This is a genomic window from Halegenticoccus tardaugens, assembly GCF_004116405.1.
Lineage (GTDB): Archaea > Halobacteriota > Halobacteria > Halobacteriales > Haloferacaceae > Halegenticoccus > Halegenticoccus tardaugens.
The window spans coordinates 303,611-321,650 of the sequence record NZ_SDIC01000005.1 but is presented as its reverse complement, the minus strand read 5'-3'; the positions used below and the strand labels follow the sequence as shown (position 1 = coordinate 321,650).

The window sequence follows — 18,040 nt, the reverse complement described above, 5'->3', positions numbered from 1 at the left end:
CTAAACCGTTTTAATTACTATTCTGGTTGTTTAGCTGCTCACGATTGTCTATTTGAACAACCACCCCTGGCTCTAATTTGGATCAATTTCAATAGGTTGTATGATTGGTTGATAGCCAAGATAGCAGCCTGAGAGGTGATTAACAGACCGATAATAATATCCTAAGACCCGAAATTACGGATCAAATGGCTTCCAGTAGGTGGTACCGGGTCGTCAGTTTCGTTGGGGCTTCCCTGGCCATCGTCGGCGTCCTGTACCTCGTAAATCTTAGCATCGTCCACGAAGTGTCCGCGAAAGTTCCTATCTTCGGACGGCTCCCGGTGTCCAGGTTGTCCCCTGAATCGCTTCTGCTTCCAGCCAGCGCGGTATTCCTCGTCATGACCACCGTTCTTATGCCGCTTTTCAAACCCCAGCCACGCCGGATCAGTGATGTCATTTCACTGACGCAAAAGCGAGTGTTTCTCGGTGCGTTCATCCTCACGACGGTCGGGTACTTTGACTACACGTTCCGGCTCCCGCGGATAACACTCGTATCGACGACGCTTGTTCTTCTCATCGTGCTCCCGGCGTGGTTCGTCGCCCTCCGACAGTGGAACCGAACTCGGGAGGAACGCATCGTCATCATTGGCGACACCCACGAGAACATCCGAACAGTCTACCGACTCGCGGACGCGCCGATTGTCGGCTATATCTCGCCCGGAGAGCCGCCGATAGCTACCGGCGGTGACGGCGCGGCTGCGACGCCGTACACGGACGGCGGTCCGGTTGCGGACGGCGGTCAAGTCGTGGACGACAACCAAGTCACTGACGACGGCCGACTTGCAGATGACGGTCGCGGACAGGTTATCGTCACAGATCCGCTTGCGGAACTTGAACACCTCGGTGGGCTGTCACAGCTTAACGACATTCTTGTTGAGCATGACGTTGACACTGCAATCTTGGCGTTCAGTCAGTCGAAGAGCCAGGAGTTCTTCGGGGTGCTCGACGTGTGTTACGGCCACGGCGTAACGGCCAAGGTCCACCGTGACCAGGCCAACGACGTGTTGACGAGCGATGCCCTTTCGACTGACGATTTGGTCGAGGTCGACCTCTCCCCGCTCGACTGGCAGGATCAGTTCGTAAAGCGCCTGTTCGACATCTCCTTCGCCGCGGCTGGACTGCTCGCCGCTTCGCCGTTCGTCCTCCTGATCGCGATCGCGATCAAACTTGACGGCCCCGGTCCGGTGTTCTACGGGCAAAAGCGGACCGCGGAGTTCGGTGACACCTTCCGGATCTACAAGTTCCGGACCATGCTCCCCGACAGCGAGTCGGTGACGCCGACGGACGACGACGAGAACGACCGCATCACCCGCGTCGGACGCGTCCTCCGCAAGACCCACCTCGACGAGATCCCCCAGCTCTGGTCGATCCTGACCGGCAAGATGAGCGTCGTCGGGCCGCGGGCCGTGTGGACGGACGAGGAAGCGCAGATCGAACGGGAGACCGAAGAGTGGCGGAAACGATGGTTCGTCAAACCCGGCCTGACCGGCTTCGCGCAGATCCACGACGTCTCCAGCACCCAGCCGAACACGAAGCTCCGTTACGACGTCGAGTATATAAAACGCCAGTCGTTCTGGTTCGACGTCAAGATCGTGATCCGGCAGGTGTGGAAGATCGTCCGCGAGTTCCGGTCAGCTACCCACGATTGAAGTCGTGGGCTTCCCCCCGCACCGCAACGGCACCGCGCCGCCCGGTGGGGTTTCGGCCCGCGCTTCAATGAGCGCCGTAGGCGGGTTGCAGAGAACCCGTCCACCGCGGAGGGGTTCCGCACACCACTTTGATTGGTCGTGGACTCCGGCTCTGACCGTCTCGCACCCGCGAGACGGTACGAGTGTGGAGCTACGTTCGCCTTCGTCGTCCCGACCGCTTGCTCCGATTTCTCGGCGGGTGCGCTGACCGGCACCCAACCCGGACGGACGCCGTGTCTCCTGCCTCCGCAGGGAGGGTGGCGAACCGCTTGAGGCTCTTTGGCCGTCCGGTACAGGTGGTCCACACTGGACCTCGCGCCCGTCCACGGAGAGGGCGGCCGTTCGCCCCACGAAGCGGTTTTCTCGCCGGAGTTGCACCGCCCGCGACGAGTGCCTTTGTCGAACGAACTTCCCGATGGACGCAACGCCGTTCGGCCACCATGAGAGAGGCTGCCACGGAGCAAAAGCGTTGCGAAACCGCCGCCAGCGTCGCACTCCTCCCACGGCTAAAGCCGTGGGCTTCCTGCTTGAACCACTGTGACACCGGTCTTGGGCGATTCTATGCCCTCGCCGGTGTGAGCCCCGAACCGTACTCCTTGTCAACTATCTCAGAATCAGTGGATTTACCTCCGAATCCGAATTACGTCAGCCCGCGTCGATTGTTATTATTTACCGTTACAGAATTAGACGTGTAAATTTATTGTTCTTCTGTGATGACACGCCCCGTCAGTTCATCGCGTCGCGGTACACCGCCTCCGTGCCTTCGAGCATGCGCTCCGTGGTGAAGCGACGTTCGACTCGTTCGCGCGCGTTCGCACCGTATGTTCGCCGTTGCTCCGCGTCCCCGAGCAGGTCATTGATCGCCCCAGTGAGGGCGGCCGCGTCCTTGGGAGGGACGGTCAGCCCCGTCTCGCCGTCTCTGCTCACCCAGGGCACGCCGGTCGGGAGGTCGGTGTTGACGACCGGCGTCCCGGTCGCCATCGCTTCGAGCTGGACGACGCCGAACGCCTCGCTCGGAGCGATCGAGGGGAGCACGAACACGTCGGCCGCCTCGTAGCAGTACCGCAGCATCTCCCCCGGGACTTTCCCGAGGAACGAGACGTCGCCGTCGACGCCACGGTTCCGCGCCCGCCGTTCGAGCGTCTCGCGCCGCTCGCCGCCGCCGACCACGAGGAGGTCGGCGTCGACGTCAGCCATTGCGTCGATCAGGTACTCGACCCCCTTGTAGTAGCTCAGCCGCCCGACGAAAAGCAGGGTCGGACGCGACGAATCGCCGGGGAGATCGTACGTTGGACCGTCGTACTCGCTGAACTCGTCGAGGTCGATGGAGAGCGGGACGACCTCGCACTTGTCGGCGAACGGTTCGAGGTGCGCCGAGTGGTCGAGGAGATTCGGCGAGGTGACGATGATACGGTCCGCGCGGTCGAGGAACCGGCGCAGGATCGGCCGGTACGCTTCGAGCGCGGCCGCCTGCTTTACGATGTCGCTGTGGTAGGTGACGATGATCGGAGGGCGGTCCGACCCGGCCAGAAAGTGCGAGGCGACGGCCGCCGGATTCGGGAGATGAAAGTGCAGCAGGTCGGCGTCGCGACTCACCTTCCTGAGGTGCGCTGGGAGCGTCGGGCAGATCGGTACTGACTGGAGCGTGGCGACGGTCGTCGCCCTGATGACCGGCACGCCATTCACACGCTCGCGCGCGCCCCTCCCGTTCTCTGCGGACGCCAACACGCGGACTGCGTGCCCGTTTCCGTGAAAGCCCTCCGCGAGCGTCTGTACGACCTGTTCGAGTCCGCCGACGTATGGGTAGTAGAACTTACTGATCTGCTGTATCTTCATGGACGTCTCCTGGAGTGTTTCGCTATCTCGCTGCGACGCGTTCTCGCGGCCGCCGTGCCGATCGGAATCGCCGCTCACAGTCGGTTACCCCGAGATAGGTTGACGTTCCGCGCGCCCCTGAGCTTGCTCGACAGCGCCGACGCGGTTGGCACCTCGTCGAGCGGCGGCGATCCGTCGAGAACGAGGTATCCGAAGACGATCGCCCCACAGACGGCGGCAAATTCGTACTGGTACAAGGTATACGCTTCGAACATGTGGTGGATCCCGAAGCCAGTCGCGAATGCGAGCATTGAGACGTCGACCTCGCTCTTAATGTACGCACCGTAGAGGACGCTCCCAACTGTGAGAACGAGGTACGCGAGCCCGCCGAGTAGCCCCGCCCGGAGGAAGATCGAGACGTACGAGTTGTGCGGACTGAAGCCGCTGTAGCGTCCCTGTAAGTACGGCTCGAGTGGCTCCGCCGGATCGATTATCCCCGCTCCGAAGAGCGACGGGTTGTCGACAATCGCGCGGAAACCCGCACCCCAGAGGGTAAACCGGCCGCTGGTGCTGATCTCCACGATTGATAGGAACATCGCGGCGAAGAGTAGAACAACTCCTCCCACGATCGCCGTGAAGCCGATCGGGACGGTATTCCGGCCGAACAGGACGTAGAAGCCGTACAGAGACAACGTGACGGTAGCCGCAAGCCACGCCGCCCGGCTGTACGACAAGTACAGACCGAAACCGTTGAGGAAGAACAACCCCGCGGGGAGGAGCCAGACGCCTGGGATCGACCCATTGATGTAGGATCGGTGCGCCGCCATCGCCGCGCCGACCGTCCCCGCGAACGCCAGTCCGCCCATAGTGTTGGGGTTGCCGAACATTGATTCGAGTAATTGGAACTTGACGCCGACGAGCGGCAGCATCTTTCTCGTCCCCCACAGCTCGAACGACAGCCCAAACAGCGTGTACTCTCCGAGAACGTACACGGGCAGACTGATCGCAATGACGACGGCCGAGATCACGCCGACCGTCCAGAGGAAGGCATCGCGAGAGACATACCGCGGGAAGATGAACATACAAAGGCCCATCAGGAGGCCTGAGCGGACCGCGAAGCCAACAAGCCCACTGCCGACAGCGATCTCCGGCAGATGCGTAAAGAATGCTCCGAGCACGATCGCGAAGGCGAGGACGTAGCCGACGGTTCGCTTGAGCGACTCAATCGGCTCCGCGTTCGCAGCTACCACGAACAGCGATAGGAGGTAGACGATGCCGAACTTCAGCGCCCGCCCTGGCTCAGGGAATCCCGACTCGTTCAACGTGAGTATTAGGCCGATGAGCAGCAGGCAGGACAATACATACGGGACGAGCAGCGTCGAAACGAACGCCAGATCGAGCGCGTCGCCCCGATATGCGTGCCACACGAACCCGATCGCGGCGAAGAGCAAGAGCAAATAGAGCAGATTGCTCACCGTAAGCCACTCCGCCTCGAAATCCGCGTCCATGAGAACCGCTGCTGCAAGCGGAACGACGGCAAAGATGTCGAGGAATCGTTTCATCCGTTCTCGGGTGATGTTCTGAAATCCCGAATCATAAACGTCCCGGCCACGTTACTATTCTCCGTCACGTGTATTGACGGAATTCTAATGACTCGCGCGAACAGGGTCCGAAAACCGGACCGGAGCTGTCCGCACGTTCCGGTTCGGCGGATTCTGCGTTCCTCTCCATCGGTGCACTGTCAGTCGAATCGACTTTATACGAGCGATTTCCCATGGTAGGTATGGATCGCGACCTCATCGTCGCCCTCGTCGCGGGCGTCCTGCAGGGAATCTTCGAGTGGCTCCCCGTCTCCAGCGAGGGGAATCTCGCCATCGCACTAACGGCCATAGGATCGAGCCCGGGGGCGGCCGTCGCGTATGCGCTCTTTTTGCACCTCGGCACGGCGCTCTCTGCGACCGCGTACTATCGCGACGAACTGCTCTCCGTCTTTCGCACCGTCCCCTCGTGGCGGCCGGAGCGGGCGTTCGAGGAGGAGTCGTCGACGCTCTCGTTTCTCCTCGTCGCGACGGTCGCGACTGGCGTCGTCGGCATCCCGGCGTACGTCCTCCTCGGCCAGCTCGTCTCGGAGCTGACCGGCGGCGCATTCGTCGCGCTGATCGGCCTGCTCCTCGTCGCGACCGGGCTCCTCCAGCGGTTCGCCGGGTCGCTCGCGCTGGGCGGCCGCGACCGGCCCGACCTCGTCGACGCCGTCGTCGTCGGCGCGTTGCAGGGACTTGCCATCCTCCCCGGCGTCTCCCGGTCGGGGACGACTGCGAGCGCGCTGTTGCTCCGCGGTCACGACGGCCCGGACTCGTTCCGCCTCTCGTTTCTCCTCTCGATCCCGGCGGCGATTGGCGGCGGCGTCGTCGCCGTCCTTGACTCAGGCGGCCTCCCGGACCTCTCGCTGCAGGCGGCCGTCGCCGCCCTCGCCACTGCGACCGTCGTCGGCTACGTCACGATCGACGCGCTGATGCGGCTCGTCCGCCGCGTCCCCTTTTGGGGCGTCTGCGTCGGCCTCGGCGGCCTCGCAGTCGTCGGCGGGGTTGGCTTACTCTTCATCTGAGCTTGAGATCCTCCCATCCGGCTCACCGCGACGACTCGCGCGCGACACTCCTGTACGCCTCTGCCGTCCGCCTCGCCGCACGCTCCCACGTGAACACCGCCGCCCGCTCGCGGCCCCGCCGCGCGAGCCGTTCGCGCGCGTCGGCGTCGCAGAGCGTCCGCTCGATACCGTCGGCGATCGCGTCCGAATCGGTGGGATCGACAAGGCACGCGGCGTCGCCCGCGACCTCCGCCATGGCCCCCCGGTCGGCAGTGACGACCGGCGTGCCCGCGCTCATCGCCTCCAGGATCGGCAGTCCGAACCCCTCGTAGAGCGACGGAAAGACGAACGCGGCCGCGTTGTGGTACAGCCACCCCAGTTCCTCGTCTGAGACGAACCCGAGCGTCTCGACGCCCTCGCCTGGCTCGATCGACGCGTCGGCGAAGACGCTCTTGGTCGGCCCGACGAGCGCGAGCGATGCCGGGTCGGCGGCGTGCTCGCGGTACCGGCCGTACGCCTCGACGAGTCGTCGGAGGTTCTTCCGCGGATTCATCGATCCGACTGACAGGAGGAACTCGCCCGATCGCACGCCGTCCACGGTGGGCCCGTCAGGCGAAGGCGGCGTCAGCCCGTTGTGGACGGCGACCGTCTTGCCCGCGGCGCGGGGGTACCGGTCGACGATCTCGTCGCGCGCGAACGCCGAGACGGTGACGATCCGATCCGACGCGCGGACCGCGAGCGGCGTCAAAACGCGGTAGAGCGCGGCGTAGCTCCGGGAGAACCACTCGGGGTGGACCACGGGCGAGATGTCGTGGATCGTCGTCACGAGGGGGACGCGAGCCAACACCGGGGGCTGTCCGGCAGGGGTGTGAAACACGTCGACGTCGACGCGGCCGATTGCGCGCGGGAGTTCCAGCTGTTCCCATCGGTGCGCCCGCAGCCCGCTGTGGGCGGGCACGGGAACCCCGGTGCTTTCGACGTTGTCGTGGGCGGCCAACCCTTCCGGGACAGCGTCGACGCCGAACAGGACGAACGTCGCGTCCGATCCGCGCTCCTCCCTCGCGAGCGCGTCGACGAGCTTTCGCGTGTATCGGCTCACGCCCGCCGGATTGGGCTTCGATAACGCCCGCGCGTTAATGCCGACCCTCATGCGCTTGCTCGCTCCACGACGGTTCGAACGTTCTCCTCGAACGCCTCCCGGTCGAACGGCAGGTCGTCCGTTCGAAAGCTCTCCCTGATCTCCCGCTGGAGCGCGTCGTCTGAGAGGATGCGATCGATCTTCGTCACCGCCTCCTTCGGGGAATCGTAGAGGAGCCGTGGATCCTCAGCCAGGATCTCGCGCTGGCCTCCGCTGTTCGGCGCGAAGGGGATGGTCCCGCCGGCGAGTAGCTCCGCGACTGCGATCCCGAAGTGCTCGTAGGGTCGACCGTGGAGACCGTACCGATGACTCGCGATCAAATCGAGCAATCTGTCGTACTCAACGGCGCCCTCGACGTGGACGAATTCGAGCTCAGCCGCCCGCTCTCTGACCCGGTCGCAGTACTCGCCGTCGGTCGTCGGACCGATCACGTGCAGGTGCACGTCGTGTCCGCGCTCGCGGAGCGTGGCGACGACCTCGACGTTCTGGAGGATGCGCTTGCTTGGCCCGATTCGACCGATCGTCAGAAAGCCCGGTTCGCGATCCTCCCACGCGCGCCGGGGGAACTGCGAGGTGTTCACCGGCGGATACACGGTCTCCGCGCTCGCACCGTACGCGTCCGCGACAACGCCCGCTGTCCAGTCCGAGTTTGCGAGCAGCACGGCGTCCTCGATGCGCGAGGCGTCGACTCCGGCGAGAGCCCGGCAGACGGCGTCATACGCCTGATTTATCGGGTCAACCTTGTCGAGCCCCGGATCGGCCTTCGCGAACTGTGGGCTGTGGATGTATTGCACCGACGGCGTCTCGAAGGAGAACTCGTTTTTCGTGCTCAGTATCAGGTCGAATCCGTCCTCGTGACGACGGATGTATCGGCCGAGCAGCGCAGCCTGCAGTTTCAAAAACCGATGACCGGCGCGTTCCCGCAGTTTCGGCCCGATGGAACCGGCGACCTGGACCTGAACGTCGACGACGTCCGTCCGAAAGTACTCGTTCAGCTCGTCGATGTCGGGACGCTCGAACGTGAACAGCGTGAGATCGTGCTCCGACTGGAGCGCTTCAAGTGCGTGCATACAGACCGACTCGGCACCGCCACGTATCATGAGATTTGGATGTACGACCGCGATAGTGGCCATTCACCCCTCTCTTATAGAGCGATTCATAATACCGTTGTGGGCGAACCTCCGCGCGATTGGATCATTTTGGTCCGCGTATTTTGCCGGAATCTACGACGGGAAACTCTCAGTTTTTGACGGGCGCCGGTTGCTCCGATCGGGTCTCGTACTTGCCGCGGAACTCCTGGATGAGCTGTCCCATCTTCGCGTACCAGTCGTTGAGCATGCGCTGCATGTCGTCCGCGAGCTCGTCTGGATCGGTCGGGCGATAGACGTGGTAGTACCCGCCCTGCTCATAGTTCACCTGGTCTTTCTGGATAAAACCGGCCTGTAGTAGCCGCTGGACCGACCGATACGCCGTCGAGCGCTCGCGGTCGACCGCCGCAGCCACCTCGTCGATTGTCAGCGGCTCTGTGCTCTCGGTCAGCACCTCGAAGCACTGCCGATCCAGATCCTTTAGCCCGTGGATACACTCGAGGAGTCCCTCGCACTCCATGTCCTTCTGTAGGTATTCCGCCATCGAGTCAGCCATTTGCTCGCTATAAGCGGGCGACAACCATAAGGCCTTGCATAGATCGTACACAACCCCGCCGTCACCCGTCGGACGGGCCGAATCGACGTTCGCGAACAGAACCGACGGGAAATCGTTATTCGAACGGTGCGTCGTAGATATAGGTGAATATTTCCTACTCTTGCACGTCGACAGATCGTCGATGATCGTGGGGACACAGCGCCATTCTGCTGGTGGACTCCCGCCGAAACCGGACGGCGAGTGGCGACCCGCCGCGGCTCAGATCACGCCGCGCAGTTGTTCGCACCGGTTTCGAGGTCGGCGAGAGCCACCGGGTCGTCGACGCGCTCTCTCCCGCGGTTGATTCCGATGATCGTCTCGTAGTTGGCCGGTTTGTCGGGGACGCTCTCGACCATCTGTTCGACGAACGCCTTCTCGTCCAGATCGAGCACGTCCAGCCGTTCGCGGACCTCGCCGAGAGCCGCGGCGACGGGTTCGCCGGGCGAACCGTTCCGGTAGTGGCCGTCGTTCTCGACCGTGACATGACCCGGAAGGACCAGCAGGTCGGCGTGCTGCTCCGCGAGCGTCCCGTGGAGCGTCTCGTAGGCCATCTCCGCGCCTGTCGCCGCGTCATCCTCGTCAAACTCGAGTTCGGTTCGGCCGATCGAGTCGACGAAGAGCGCGTCGGCCGTGAGGATCGCCTCGTCGCCGATCCGGTAGCTCGTGAGTTCGGATGTGTGTCCGGGGGTGTGCAACGCCGTCAGCTCGACGTCCCCGACCGATAGCACGTTGCCGTCCTCGACCGGATCGAATTCCATCGCGACGCCCCGATCTCGGGCGTGCGCGCCCAGGTGGTAGGGGACGCCGAGGCGCTCCGCCAACTCCCGTCCGCCGGAGACGTGGTCAGCGTGGACGTGCGTGTCGACGACGCGCGTGATTCGCAGGCCCAGCTCCGCCGCGGTCACGACGTACTGGTCCGTATGTCGGGTCGGATCGACGACGATCGCCTCGCCGGCCTCACGTGATCCCACCAAATAACTCAGACAGCCCTTCGCGCGGCGCTGAAACTGGACGACCACAAGGTCGTCCCCGACGTCGATCGGAACCCGCTCGTAGACGTCGTTCCAGTCGCGCATCCCTCCCTTCACGACCGTCACATCCTCGTAGCCGTTTGCGTCGAGTTCCGCCGCGAGGTTCGTCGAGGTAATGCCCTTCCCGCAGATGGTGATGACTGGTCGGCTGTCGATCAGTTCGTCGAGTCGTTTCTTCCCCTCGTCGTCAAGCGTCTCCGTCGGACCGAACGGAATGCTCTCTGCGCCCGGGATGCGCCAAGCCTCATAACTCTCCTCCGTTCGCGTGTCGAGGAGCGCGTACGATTCGCCCGCGTCCCGCTTTTCGGCCAGTTGCTCGGCAGTGATCTGGTCGAACATCGTTCACGTAGTTGTACGATATTGTACGTACTATAACGTATTGGCTTGGTCACGGTGATCCCCGCGACGAACGTCACCGATCCGCGCATCGGCTGCGTCCAAGCGGTGGACGGGGATCCGAGCCGAAACACGTCGAATTCCAACTCCTGGACGCTCTCGGGGCCGTCCGTATCGTCGATTTCGAAACCGAAAAATAGACATGCCCAAAATGAAACGTCGAGACGACCCGACTGTGAGTGACCGTTCGAGCGACACGACTCCGCAGGCGGCGCAGGGAGCGCCAGGGACGTCCGCTGCGAATGAGACGCCCGTCGCACGCGTTCGAGGCGTTCGCGTCCGAGAGACCGCGTTCGGCCCTCGCGTCGAACTGCTCTTGGACAATCGGCTCTGGCGCGACGACGTCGGTGATCCGCTGCTCGACGCCCTCCTTGACGCCTTCGGACTCGACTCATGGCACGACGCCGGCTGGCTCTACGGACGAGACGTTCCGGTCACCACCGACGAACACGGCCGTTGGTGCAGCCTCGACGAAGACGCGCTGGAACGAATGCGCCGATAGACGCGTACCCAATAATTCGAACATCACCGATAATACGTCTCATCTGACTTATCCGTATGATACGAACCATCCGTACGGCACGAACTATCCGTATGACACGGGTGATTCAGATTCCGTGCCCAGCGCGCTTCGTGCGCGTCCCTCGCCCTTCTGCGGACGCGTGTCTATCGTCCTCCGGACCCCGACCTTGGAAAGGACTCGCGCTTCGACACACCGCATCGTCACCCCAATACGGTAATTCGGGGTGATCGACATAATTCTTTCTTATTGTAGATGGCAAAATAATGGGCTAGCTCGCATTCAACGCGATTAGGCGTCGACGAGCCTCCGCTCGCTCCGCGGCGGTACCGTCGCGTCTCGGAGGATTTTTACCTCCCCGCGGAATACCCCCTCTCGGGTGCACTCAGGCACACGACTGGGCCAACCCACAACTTTGACACACCCCCTTTTGCGAACAGGGCGACTCGGAAGGGTGAGTTCGCCGTATCGATAGACGGCGAGCCGATCATCAGAAGAGCTACGTTCTTCGTCCTTCGACAATCGAGCACGTATTCGATGAACTGGCGATACCGCGACACGGTCCTCGCTCTCTGTACGCTCGCGTTTTTTGTCACGATGGTCGCGCGGCTGGCGATCAGCCCGGTCGTCCCGGCGATCACGAGCGAGTTCGACGTTTCAAACGCACTGATCGGGACCGCGCTGTCCGGGATGTGGCTCGCGTACGCGATCGTTCAGTTTCCGAGCGGCGTCCTCGCCGACCGGTACGGCGAACGCTGCGTCATCCTCGCGTCGGTCGGCGGAACGGGGTGTACGTGTCTCGCGGTCGCGGTTGCGCCCGAGTTCGCCGTCTTCCTCGTCGGGACCGTCCTGCTCGGCGTCGCCGCGGGTCTCCACTACAGCGTGGCGACTGCGCTGCTCGCCCGCACGTACGAGGACCTCGGGACCGCGATCGGGTTCCACAACGCGGGCGCGCCGGCCGCCGGCCTGTTCACGCCCGTCGCCGTCTCCTGGATCGGCGTCCGGTACGGCTGGCGACCGGCCGTCGCAATCGCCGTCGTCGTCGCGCTCCCGATCTTCGTCGCGTTTCTGTGGGGCGTGCGCCCGACCGAGCCGCGCCGTCCCAACCGGCCGATGCGCGACCGATTCAGGCTGCGGCCGATCGCCGAGTTGCTGTCCCGACCGGCGATCGTCTTCACCTGCGTCATCGCGATCGTCACCGACTTTACGTGGCAGGGGATCGCCTCGTTCCTGCCGACGTTCTTCGTTCAGCACCGCGGCTACTCCTCGACGCTCGCCGGGGCGCTGTTCGCGGCGTACTTCGTGGTCCAGGGCGTCTTACAGGTGGGCGTCGGGTCGGTCTCGGATCGGTACGGCCGCGACTTCGCGATCGCACTGTGCATGGTCGCCGGCGTCGTCGGCCTCGCGCTCCTCGTCGCCTGTCCGGGACTCCCCGCTGTCGGGATCGGTGTCCTGCTCCTCGGTCTCAGCATGGGCTGGGGGGCGGCGGTGATGCCGCGGTTCATGGATCACCTCTCCGAGGCCGAACGCGGCGTCGGGTTCGGACTCGTCCGGACGGTGTACATGATCGTCGCCTCGGCGGGCTCCATCGCGGTCGGACTGTTTGCCGATCTCTTCGGGTGGGCCGTCTCGTTCGGCGTGCTGATCGCGCTGTTGGCGTTCGTTCTGTGTCTCCTCGTCGCGAACTGGTCGCTCGGGGCGGGGTACTGATCCGCCGGACCCTTCGACTTTGGCAAGGACGTCGTCGCCCGCGTCGACGCCGGCCGTCACCGCTCCGAATACCACGCTCGTTTCCGCTGTTCTTCGTCGGTGCTTTCGAGCTTCTCGATCCGTTGGCGAAGGTCGTCGATCTCCTCGCCGAGCGTGAGTACCGTCGCGCTCAGAAGACCGATGAGCGCCCTTGTCTCGGGATCCACGCCGTGGACCGCCTGTTTCTCGTTCAGCTGCCGGAGTAGCTCCTCGCGCTCGTCGGTCATGATGTGACTGTTTGAGCCACCGTACCTTATTTTTTGGCCGAATAAATTAGTTTTCTACGATCAATGATGGGTTGAATAAACGAATGGCGCGGCGGCGGTCGGCGACCGCCCAGTCGACCACGCGCTTCTGCGTTCGCGTACCTTTACGTGATCTCCGCCGAACCGTGACGTATGACACCGATTGCCGAACAAACGATCCGCGAGGAAGCAAAGGTACTGGCGTTCGATCTGTGGGATACGCTCTTAGACCGCGAAGCGACGCTCGTGCCAGCACTTCGAACTCTCCTCGACTCACACGCGAGCGACTACGAGCCAGAGATTCTCCTTCGGCGGTACCTGGCGATGCATTTCCGCGACTCGCTCGTCGACTCGCTGATCCCGGGACCACACACGCCGTTCAAGGAGATAAGCAGGCGCGCGCTCACGTATCGGCTCGAACAGCTCGGCCTCGACGTTCCGGACGTGGAAGTGCGCGCCGTCATCCGAACGTGGAAAGAGTTGGAACCGTACGAGGACGTGGATGCTTCGCTGGCGCGTCTCGGCGAAACGTACACGCTCGTCGGGCTGTCGAACGGCGACCCGGACATGCTCGCCGCGGTCCGTTCGAACTTCGAGACGGATCTTGACGGAATCGTCTCCGTGGCGGACGCGGGCGCGTACAAGCCTCATCGCGCGTCGTACGATCTCTGCTGCGAGCAATTCGACGTCGCCCCGCACGAGGTCGTATTCGTGACCGCCCACACGTTCGATCTCGTCGGGGCGAAGGCGGTCGGGATGCGCGGGGCGTTCCTGAACCGTCACGGAAATCCCTACGGCGGGTGGCCGCACCGCCCCGACATTGTCGTCGACGACGCCGGGGCGCTCGCCGACGCACTCCTTTCGGACGAGTGAGGCGAGCGCCCGGTAAAGCTGACCCCTACACCGGCGGGAAGACGTCAAGTGGCGACATCGGCGTTGACATCCTCTCCGCCCTGAAGGGCGAGGATTCCCGAGCGTTGGGATATTAAGGTTCGCAACCCACCTGTTCGCTCGGTGCGAAACGCCCCGAGGTTTGATTGAACAGGTAGGCTACTGGCCGTGCCAAACGACCGTTACTCATATCCCTCGTTGGGGGATTCTGAGTTATCTTTCTGCGAATGTTTACCGCACCGTTCACGTCTGCATTCATCGTCGTTCCGCACGATTCGCAGACGTACAAGCCACGCTCCACACGATTCGCGTCACGCTTCCGTCCACAACACGAACACGTCTTTGACGTCTCTCGCTCACTCTTTCGGTCTACGAGGATGCCGTGTTCTTCGGCCTTGTATTCGAGCAACGTGGTGAAGCGGTCAAATTCCCACCCGTGGAGTTTCTTGTTCCCGCGCTTACCCCAGTTCCGCGAGTCGCCGTTCTCGTCTTCTCGAATCTGGCTCAAGTCCCCGATGGCGATGCGACCGACCTCGTGGTCGATGCACCGTTCAACGATGTGCTTGGCGAGGGCGTGCAGGAAGTGGTCTTTCCGCCGAGAGAGTTTCTGCCGAGCGCGAAGCGCACGGCGTGACGGGCCGTTTTCGCCCTCGGTGTCGTACTCGTCTCGCGTGAAGTAGTGCTTGTCCTGTTTCAGCACGTTCCCCGGATACAACTCCGCGTCCCCATCCTCGTAGGCGATGGCGAGGTAGTTCTTGATACCGAGGTCGATACCCGCCGTCTTGTTACCGGGTGCGTCCTCAACGGGGATTTCGACCTTGCAGACAAGGTGGAGTTCCCAGCGGTCGCCGTTCCACACGGCTCTGACTTGCTGGATGTTCTCCACGGTCACGTCCGGTCGCGTCTCGTACTCTGCGAGGATGAAGTCCGAGCGGTGGGTCTTCAGGTTGAAGCCCTTGCTCAGGCGGAGTTGGTTGTGCTTCGCGTCGTGTTTGATGCCGTTCTGCTTCCACGTCACGGTGGAGCGTGGATGGTTGTCGCCTCGCTTTCGGTAGCCGGGAGGATTCGCGTCGGTGTCGCCGTTCTTGCGCTTTTTGAACCAGCCGTTGAACGCTTCAGCGAGTTCTTCAAGAACGCGCTGACTTGACTGAGAATGCAGGTCACTGTAGCGTTCGTGGTCTTTTAATTCGCGCTTGAGGTCGGCTTCGGACGGAATCTCGCCGGTTTCTTCCCACTCTTGTTGGGCGTGGTAGCGAGCGACGTTCCACAGTTTGGATGCTGAGCGTCCGCAGTCATCGAGGTCGTCGCTCACCTGTTGGTGGTTAACGATTTTCGCTCGATAGGTGCGGGTCGTCTCCAGCATCGTATTGTGTTCATAAGTACTTATGATGAATATCATTTTAAAAGTAACGACTGGGGACGTGGAATATCCTGTCTTGCCCTCGACGGTGGATTGGGTAGGAGTTGTCGGCTGTATCCCCGCCCTGAAGGACGGGGTTTTAGCCTTGTAATCTCCATAATCAGCCCGAAGCCGAGAAGAAGGACGGAGACGCCGACAATCACGAGGACGGCCCGTCCGACCGTTTCGAAGAATTCGATCCGTGCGACGCTCGTGTAAATCAACAGTAAAATGGCGAGCATCGCGCCGGCGTCGACGGTTCGAACGGAGACGGCGTTCGATGGGATCATGAGCGCGAGCAACCCGCCGCCGACGATGATCAATGCGAGGTCCGCGAGAACGGACCCGGCCGAAACGGCCGACTGAGTGTCGATAAGGTGGGTGAGAATGATCGGCGTCGCGATCGGTGCGGCCAGAAGCGAAACGAGAGAGATCGTCGTCGCGAGTTGGACGTCCCCGCGCGAGAAACGAGTCCAGATAATTGCGCTTCCGGCGGTCGTCGGCACCGAGAGCGCGATCGCGAATCCGACGACAGCACCGTCGGTCAGAAACGCTTCTGCGACGTGTATTCCCCCCGTGGGAACTACGACGTATGCGACGAAGACGGACAGAAGAACAAGAAACGCGTAGGAGGTGAATTCGATCTCGTCAAGACGTGCTCCGCGGAGCGAGCTGTAGACGAGAAAAATCACTAGTGGCGTGATGAGCGGTTCGAGATAGGGGCTGAAATCCGGGCCGAGAACCCCCGTGCTCACCGCTAGTATCACGAGGAAAATATTCCTCAATCGTCCGATGTACCCTTCGATTAGCTGTGAAATCAAATACTTTCTCTATTGTCAGTTTGTCACCGGCTGTCCTCAACACGATTCGTGTAGCCCGATTAAATATATTGCGCCGATCGATCTCTCTCGGAGGCTGAGGCCCACCGACGCGCTCTCTGTGGCTAGGGGAACCGAACTGTGACATGCTCCTCGCCGTAAACGGCGAGGCTTCCCGTGAATAGATCTCGGAGGCTCATTCAAATTATTTGTAACTTGTTCTGACTCACTTCCCAACGATCTTATCTCGAAATTTGACATTCGAATGTCGACCGAAGGCCGGTTCAGCCGTACCGTCAAGTCGCAGGCGAACTCGACGTCAGCGACTTCGCGAACGCCCCTTACCACGACCGTCCGCGATCGTTTAGCTGAATTGCAGGCGCTAAGCCCCCATCCTCACCGAGCGCCGAAGGGAGCGAGTAGGGGGGGATACAGCGCCGTCTTTGGTGGTCTTACACGTACGATAGCGTGATATACTCTCTCACGAAAGCGGTACGTGTGCGTGATAGTAGGAGGAATTGAAGCCCTCAAGGCCTCCCACGCACTGCGCAGTGCGGACACGTAGGCACGGGACAGGCCGAATCGACGCCTTCGGAGACTGCGACCGCTGTGGATTCCCGGTGAATCTGCACGTCACGTCGGTGAACAAGGAAGCTCCCACCTCAAGAAGCGAGGGGTGGGTAACCCCGAGCGCGATAGGTGGGAGTAGTTCACTGGCACCAATCCCGTATCGAAAACGAATCTCAATCTCCGTTGGAAGTCTGAAAATTTACGTTCATTAGACGTACCCAGAACGTTCTGAACACGGGCAGAGGCCGCGTGATTTCGCGCTAATTCGAGAACAAACCGGCACCGCACCGTTGCGATCCCCTCCAGACTACGAGATTTTTGATCCGGTGTTCCTCACGATTTATCGGCAAAAATAATTATTTCAGTTGAGTCATCCGGTGATTGGCGTGAGAATTTCACTTTGGTTGGGGCAATCCAACCACTGCCGATTGAGAACGTATACAGTACAGATTGTACTTTTTCGGGATCGTCATCTTTCCAAATTTCTGTAACCACCGAACGTATGACAACAGTAAGACAGTATGTGATCGTTGTCAACATCTTCTCCGATATCGTTACTCTTGTCGTACTACCGTACTAGATAGTCACCCTGCCACAATACGTTCGAACTATCAGTAAGAATGTTCGGTGTTGCTTCTGGAACTAATAATGTCTCTTACCGTTACGAGAATAGGCCTGTCAGACGGTCAGCTGTAGGTAAGGTTGATTTCGATCACGTTGGCCGTCCCTTTGACGAGTGACGGAAGCTCGTCGGTGAACCATTCGCCCTGCATGCGGCTTTTCGGTCCCGAGACGCTGACTCCCGCGACGATCGCGTCGTCCGTCATGACGGGCGCAGCGACGCATTGGAGCCCGGTGAGTCGTTCCTCGCGGTCGAACGCGTACCCGCGTTTCTCGATCACCTCGAGTTCGTCGAACAGTTCGTCTCGGTCGGTGATGGTGTGCGGTGTGGCCCGCGGGAGGCCGTGGCGGTCGATGATTGCGTCCACGCGCTCTTCCGGCAGGTACGCCATTATCGCTTTCCCGAACGCGGTCGTGTGGAGGTGGACGCGTTTCCCCTCGTGGGTGTCCATGTGGACTGCGTCCGGTCCTTTCGATTTGTAGACGAAGACGCCGCGTCCGTGTTCTTCGACGAGAAGGTTCGCCATTTCGTTGGTCTGCTCTGCGAGCTTGTCGATTTCCGGCGGGCCGATCTTCGTTACGCGTCTTCGGTTACGCGCGTATTCCCCCAACTGGAGAAATCTAAGCCCGATGTCGTACGTGCCCTCCCGTTTCGTCACATACTCATTCCGTTCGAGCGTCTTCAGGTGGTTGTACACGGTGCTTTTCGGCAGTTCCAGGTGTTGTGACAGCTCCGTCACCCCTGCCCCTTCGCGAGCCATTAGCGCTTCGATGATCCTGAAGCTCGTTTCGGTGGCTTGTACCGATGGTGCGCCCGATTGCATGGCCCCCGTTCGAAAGCTGAAACCTTAGC

15 protein-coding genes are annotated in these 18,040 nt (G+C 61.8%); 5 read left to right on the top strand and 10 right to left on the bottom strand.

The genetic code is table 11. The features are described from left to right. Positions 1-377 precede the first annotated feature (377 nt). Positions 378-1,688 carry a sugar transferase gene (locus C3L37_RS15550; RefSeq protein WP_228546268.1) on the top strand — a complete coding sequence of 437 codons (1,311 nt, stop codon included), beginning with the start codon at positions 378-380 and terminating at the stop codon, positions 1,686-1,688. A 765-nt stretch (positions 1,689-2,453) separates the two neighbouring features. Here C3L37_RS15550 and C3L37_RS15545 read toward each other — a convergent pair. Together C3L37_RS15545 and C3L37_RS15540 are read right to left on the bottom strand one after the other, a co-directional pair. Further along, positions 2,454-3,641 (bottom strand): glycosyltransferase, encoded by a 1,188-nt coding sequence (locus tag C3L37_RS15545; RefSeq protein ID WP_228546267.1) that lies wholly within the window; start codon positions 3,639-3,641, stop codon positions 2,454-2,456. Continuing rightward, the gene (locus tag C3L37_RS15540) at positions 3,638-5,104 is read right to left on the bottom strand and encodes an O-antigen ligase family protein (protein ID WP_129115509.1); all 1,467 of its coding nucleotides are present in this window, start codon (positions 5,102-5,104) and stop codon (positions 3,638-3,640) included. The genes C3L37_RS15545 and C3L37_RS15540 overlap by 4 nt, the downstream gene beginning before the upstream one ends. A 221-nt stretch (positions 5,105-5,325) precedes the next feature. On the opposite strand from C3L37_RS15540, the gene C3L37_RS15535 reads away from it, so the two are divergent. Beyond that, positions 5,326-6,147, top strand: coding sequence for an undecaprenyl-diphosphate phosphatase (locus tag C3L37_RS15535; RefSeq protein WP_129115508.1), 822 nt, complete (start codon positions 5,326-5,328; stop codon positions 6,145-6,147). A gap of 22 nt (positions 6,148-6,169) precedes the next feature. On the opposite strand, the gene C3L37_RS15530 is transcribed toward C3L37_RS15535, so the two are convergent. The 4 genes from C3L37_RS15530 to C3L37_RS15515 form a co-directional block, all read right to left on the bottom strand. Further along, positions 6,170-7,276 carry a glycosyltransferase family 4 protein gene (locus C3L37_RS15530; RefSeq protein ID WP_129115507.1) on the bottom strand — a complete coding sequence of 369 codons (1,107 nt, stop codon included), beginning with the start codon at positions 7,274-7,276 and terminating at the stop codon, positions 6,170-6,172. Then, positions 7,273-8,334: a glycosyltransferase family 4 protein gene (locus C3L37_RS15525; protein WP_164974767.1), complete on the bottom strand. Its 1,062-nt coding sequence runs from the start codon at positions 8,332-8,334 to the stop codon at positions 7,273-7,275. The genes C3L37_RS15530 and C3L37_RS15525 overlap by 4 nt, the downstream gene beginning before the upstream one ends. 169 nt (positions 8,335-8,503) lie before the next feature. After that, positions 8,504-8,908: a helix-turn-helix domain-containing protein gene (locus tag C3L37_RS15520; protein ID WP_129115505.1), complete on the bottom strand. Its 405-nt coding sequence runs from the start codon at positions 8,906-8,908 to the stop codon at positions 8,504-8,506. Between the two features lie 263 nt (positions 8,909-9,171). After that, positions 9,172-10,317, bottom strand: a complete 1,146-nt coding sequence (locus C3L37_RS15515; RefSeq protein ID WP_129115504.1) for an MBL fold metallo-hydrolase — start codon at positions 10,315-10,317, stop codon at positions 9,172-9,174. Positions 10,318-10,549: 232 nt separating this feature from the next. Here C3L37_RS15515 and C3L37_RS15510 point away from each other — a divergent pair, with 232 nt between their 5' ends. Beyond that, the gene (locus C3L37_RS15510; protein ID WP_129115503.1) at positions 10,550-10,876 is read left to right on the top strand and encodes a hypothetical protein; all 327 of its coding nucleotides are present in this window, start codon (positions 10,550-10,552) and stop codon (positions 10,874-10,876) included. Positions 10,877-11,431: 555 nt separating this feature from the next. Next, the gene (locus tag C3L37_RS15505; RefSeq protein WP_129115502.1) at positions 11,432-12,604 is read left to right on the top strand and encodes an MFS transporter; all 1,173 of its coding nucleotides are present in this window, start codon (positions 11,432-11,434) and stop codon (positions 12,602-12,604) included. A 56-nt stretch (positions 12,605-12,660) separates the two neighbouring features. On the opposite strand, the gene C3L37_RS15500 is transcribed toward C3L37_RS15505, so the two are convergent. Then, positions 12,661-12,870, bottom strand: a complete 210-nt coding sequence (locus tag C3L37_RS15500) for a hypothetical protein (protein ID WP_129115501.1) — start codon at positions 12,868-12,870, stop codon at positions 12,661-12,663. 171 nt (positions 12,871-13,041) lie between these two features. Here C3L37_RS15500 and C3L37_RS15495 point away from each other — a divergent pair, with 171 nt between their 5' ends. Beyond that, complete coding sequence (locus C3L37_RS15495; protein ID WP_129115500.1) at positions 13,042-13,761, top strand: haloacid dehalogenase type II; 720 nt, start codon at positions 13,042-13,044, stop codon at positions 13,759-13,761. Positions 13,762-13,873: 112 nt separating this feature from the next. On the opposite strand, the gene C3L37_RS15490 is transcribed toward C3L37_RS15495, so the two are convergent. From C3L37_RS15490 to C3L37_RS15480, 3 genes are all read right to left on the bottom strand, one after another. Beyond that, complete coding sequence (locus tag C3L37_RS15490; protein ID WP_129115499.1) at positions 13,874-15,142, bottom strand: RNA-guided endonuclease InsQ/TnpB family protein; 1,269 nt, start codon at positions 15,140-15,142, stop codon at positions 13,874-13,876. A 32-nt stretch (positions 15,143-15,174) separates the two neighbouring features. After that, the gene (locus C3L37_RS15485; RefSeq protein ID WP_164974766.1) at positions 15,175-15,933 is read right to left on the bottom strand and encodes a bile acid:sodium symporter; all 759 of its coding nucleotides are present in this window, start codon (positions 15,931-15,933) and stop codon (positions 15,175-15,177) included. Between the two features lie 1,319 nt (positions 15,934-17,252). Beyond that, a complete protein-coding gene (locus C3L37_RS15480; protein ID WP_129115497.1) occupies positions 17,253-18,011 on the bottom strand; it encodes an IclR family transcriptional regulator in 759 nt (252 codons plus the stop codon). Positions 18,012-18,040 lie beyond the last annotated feature (29 nt).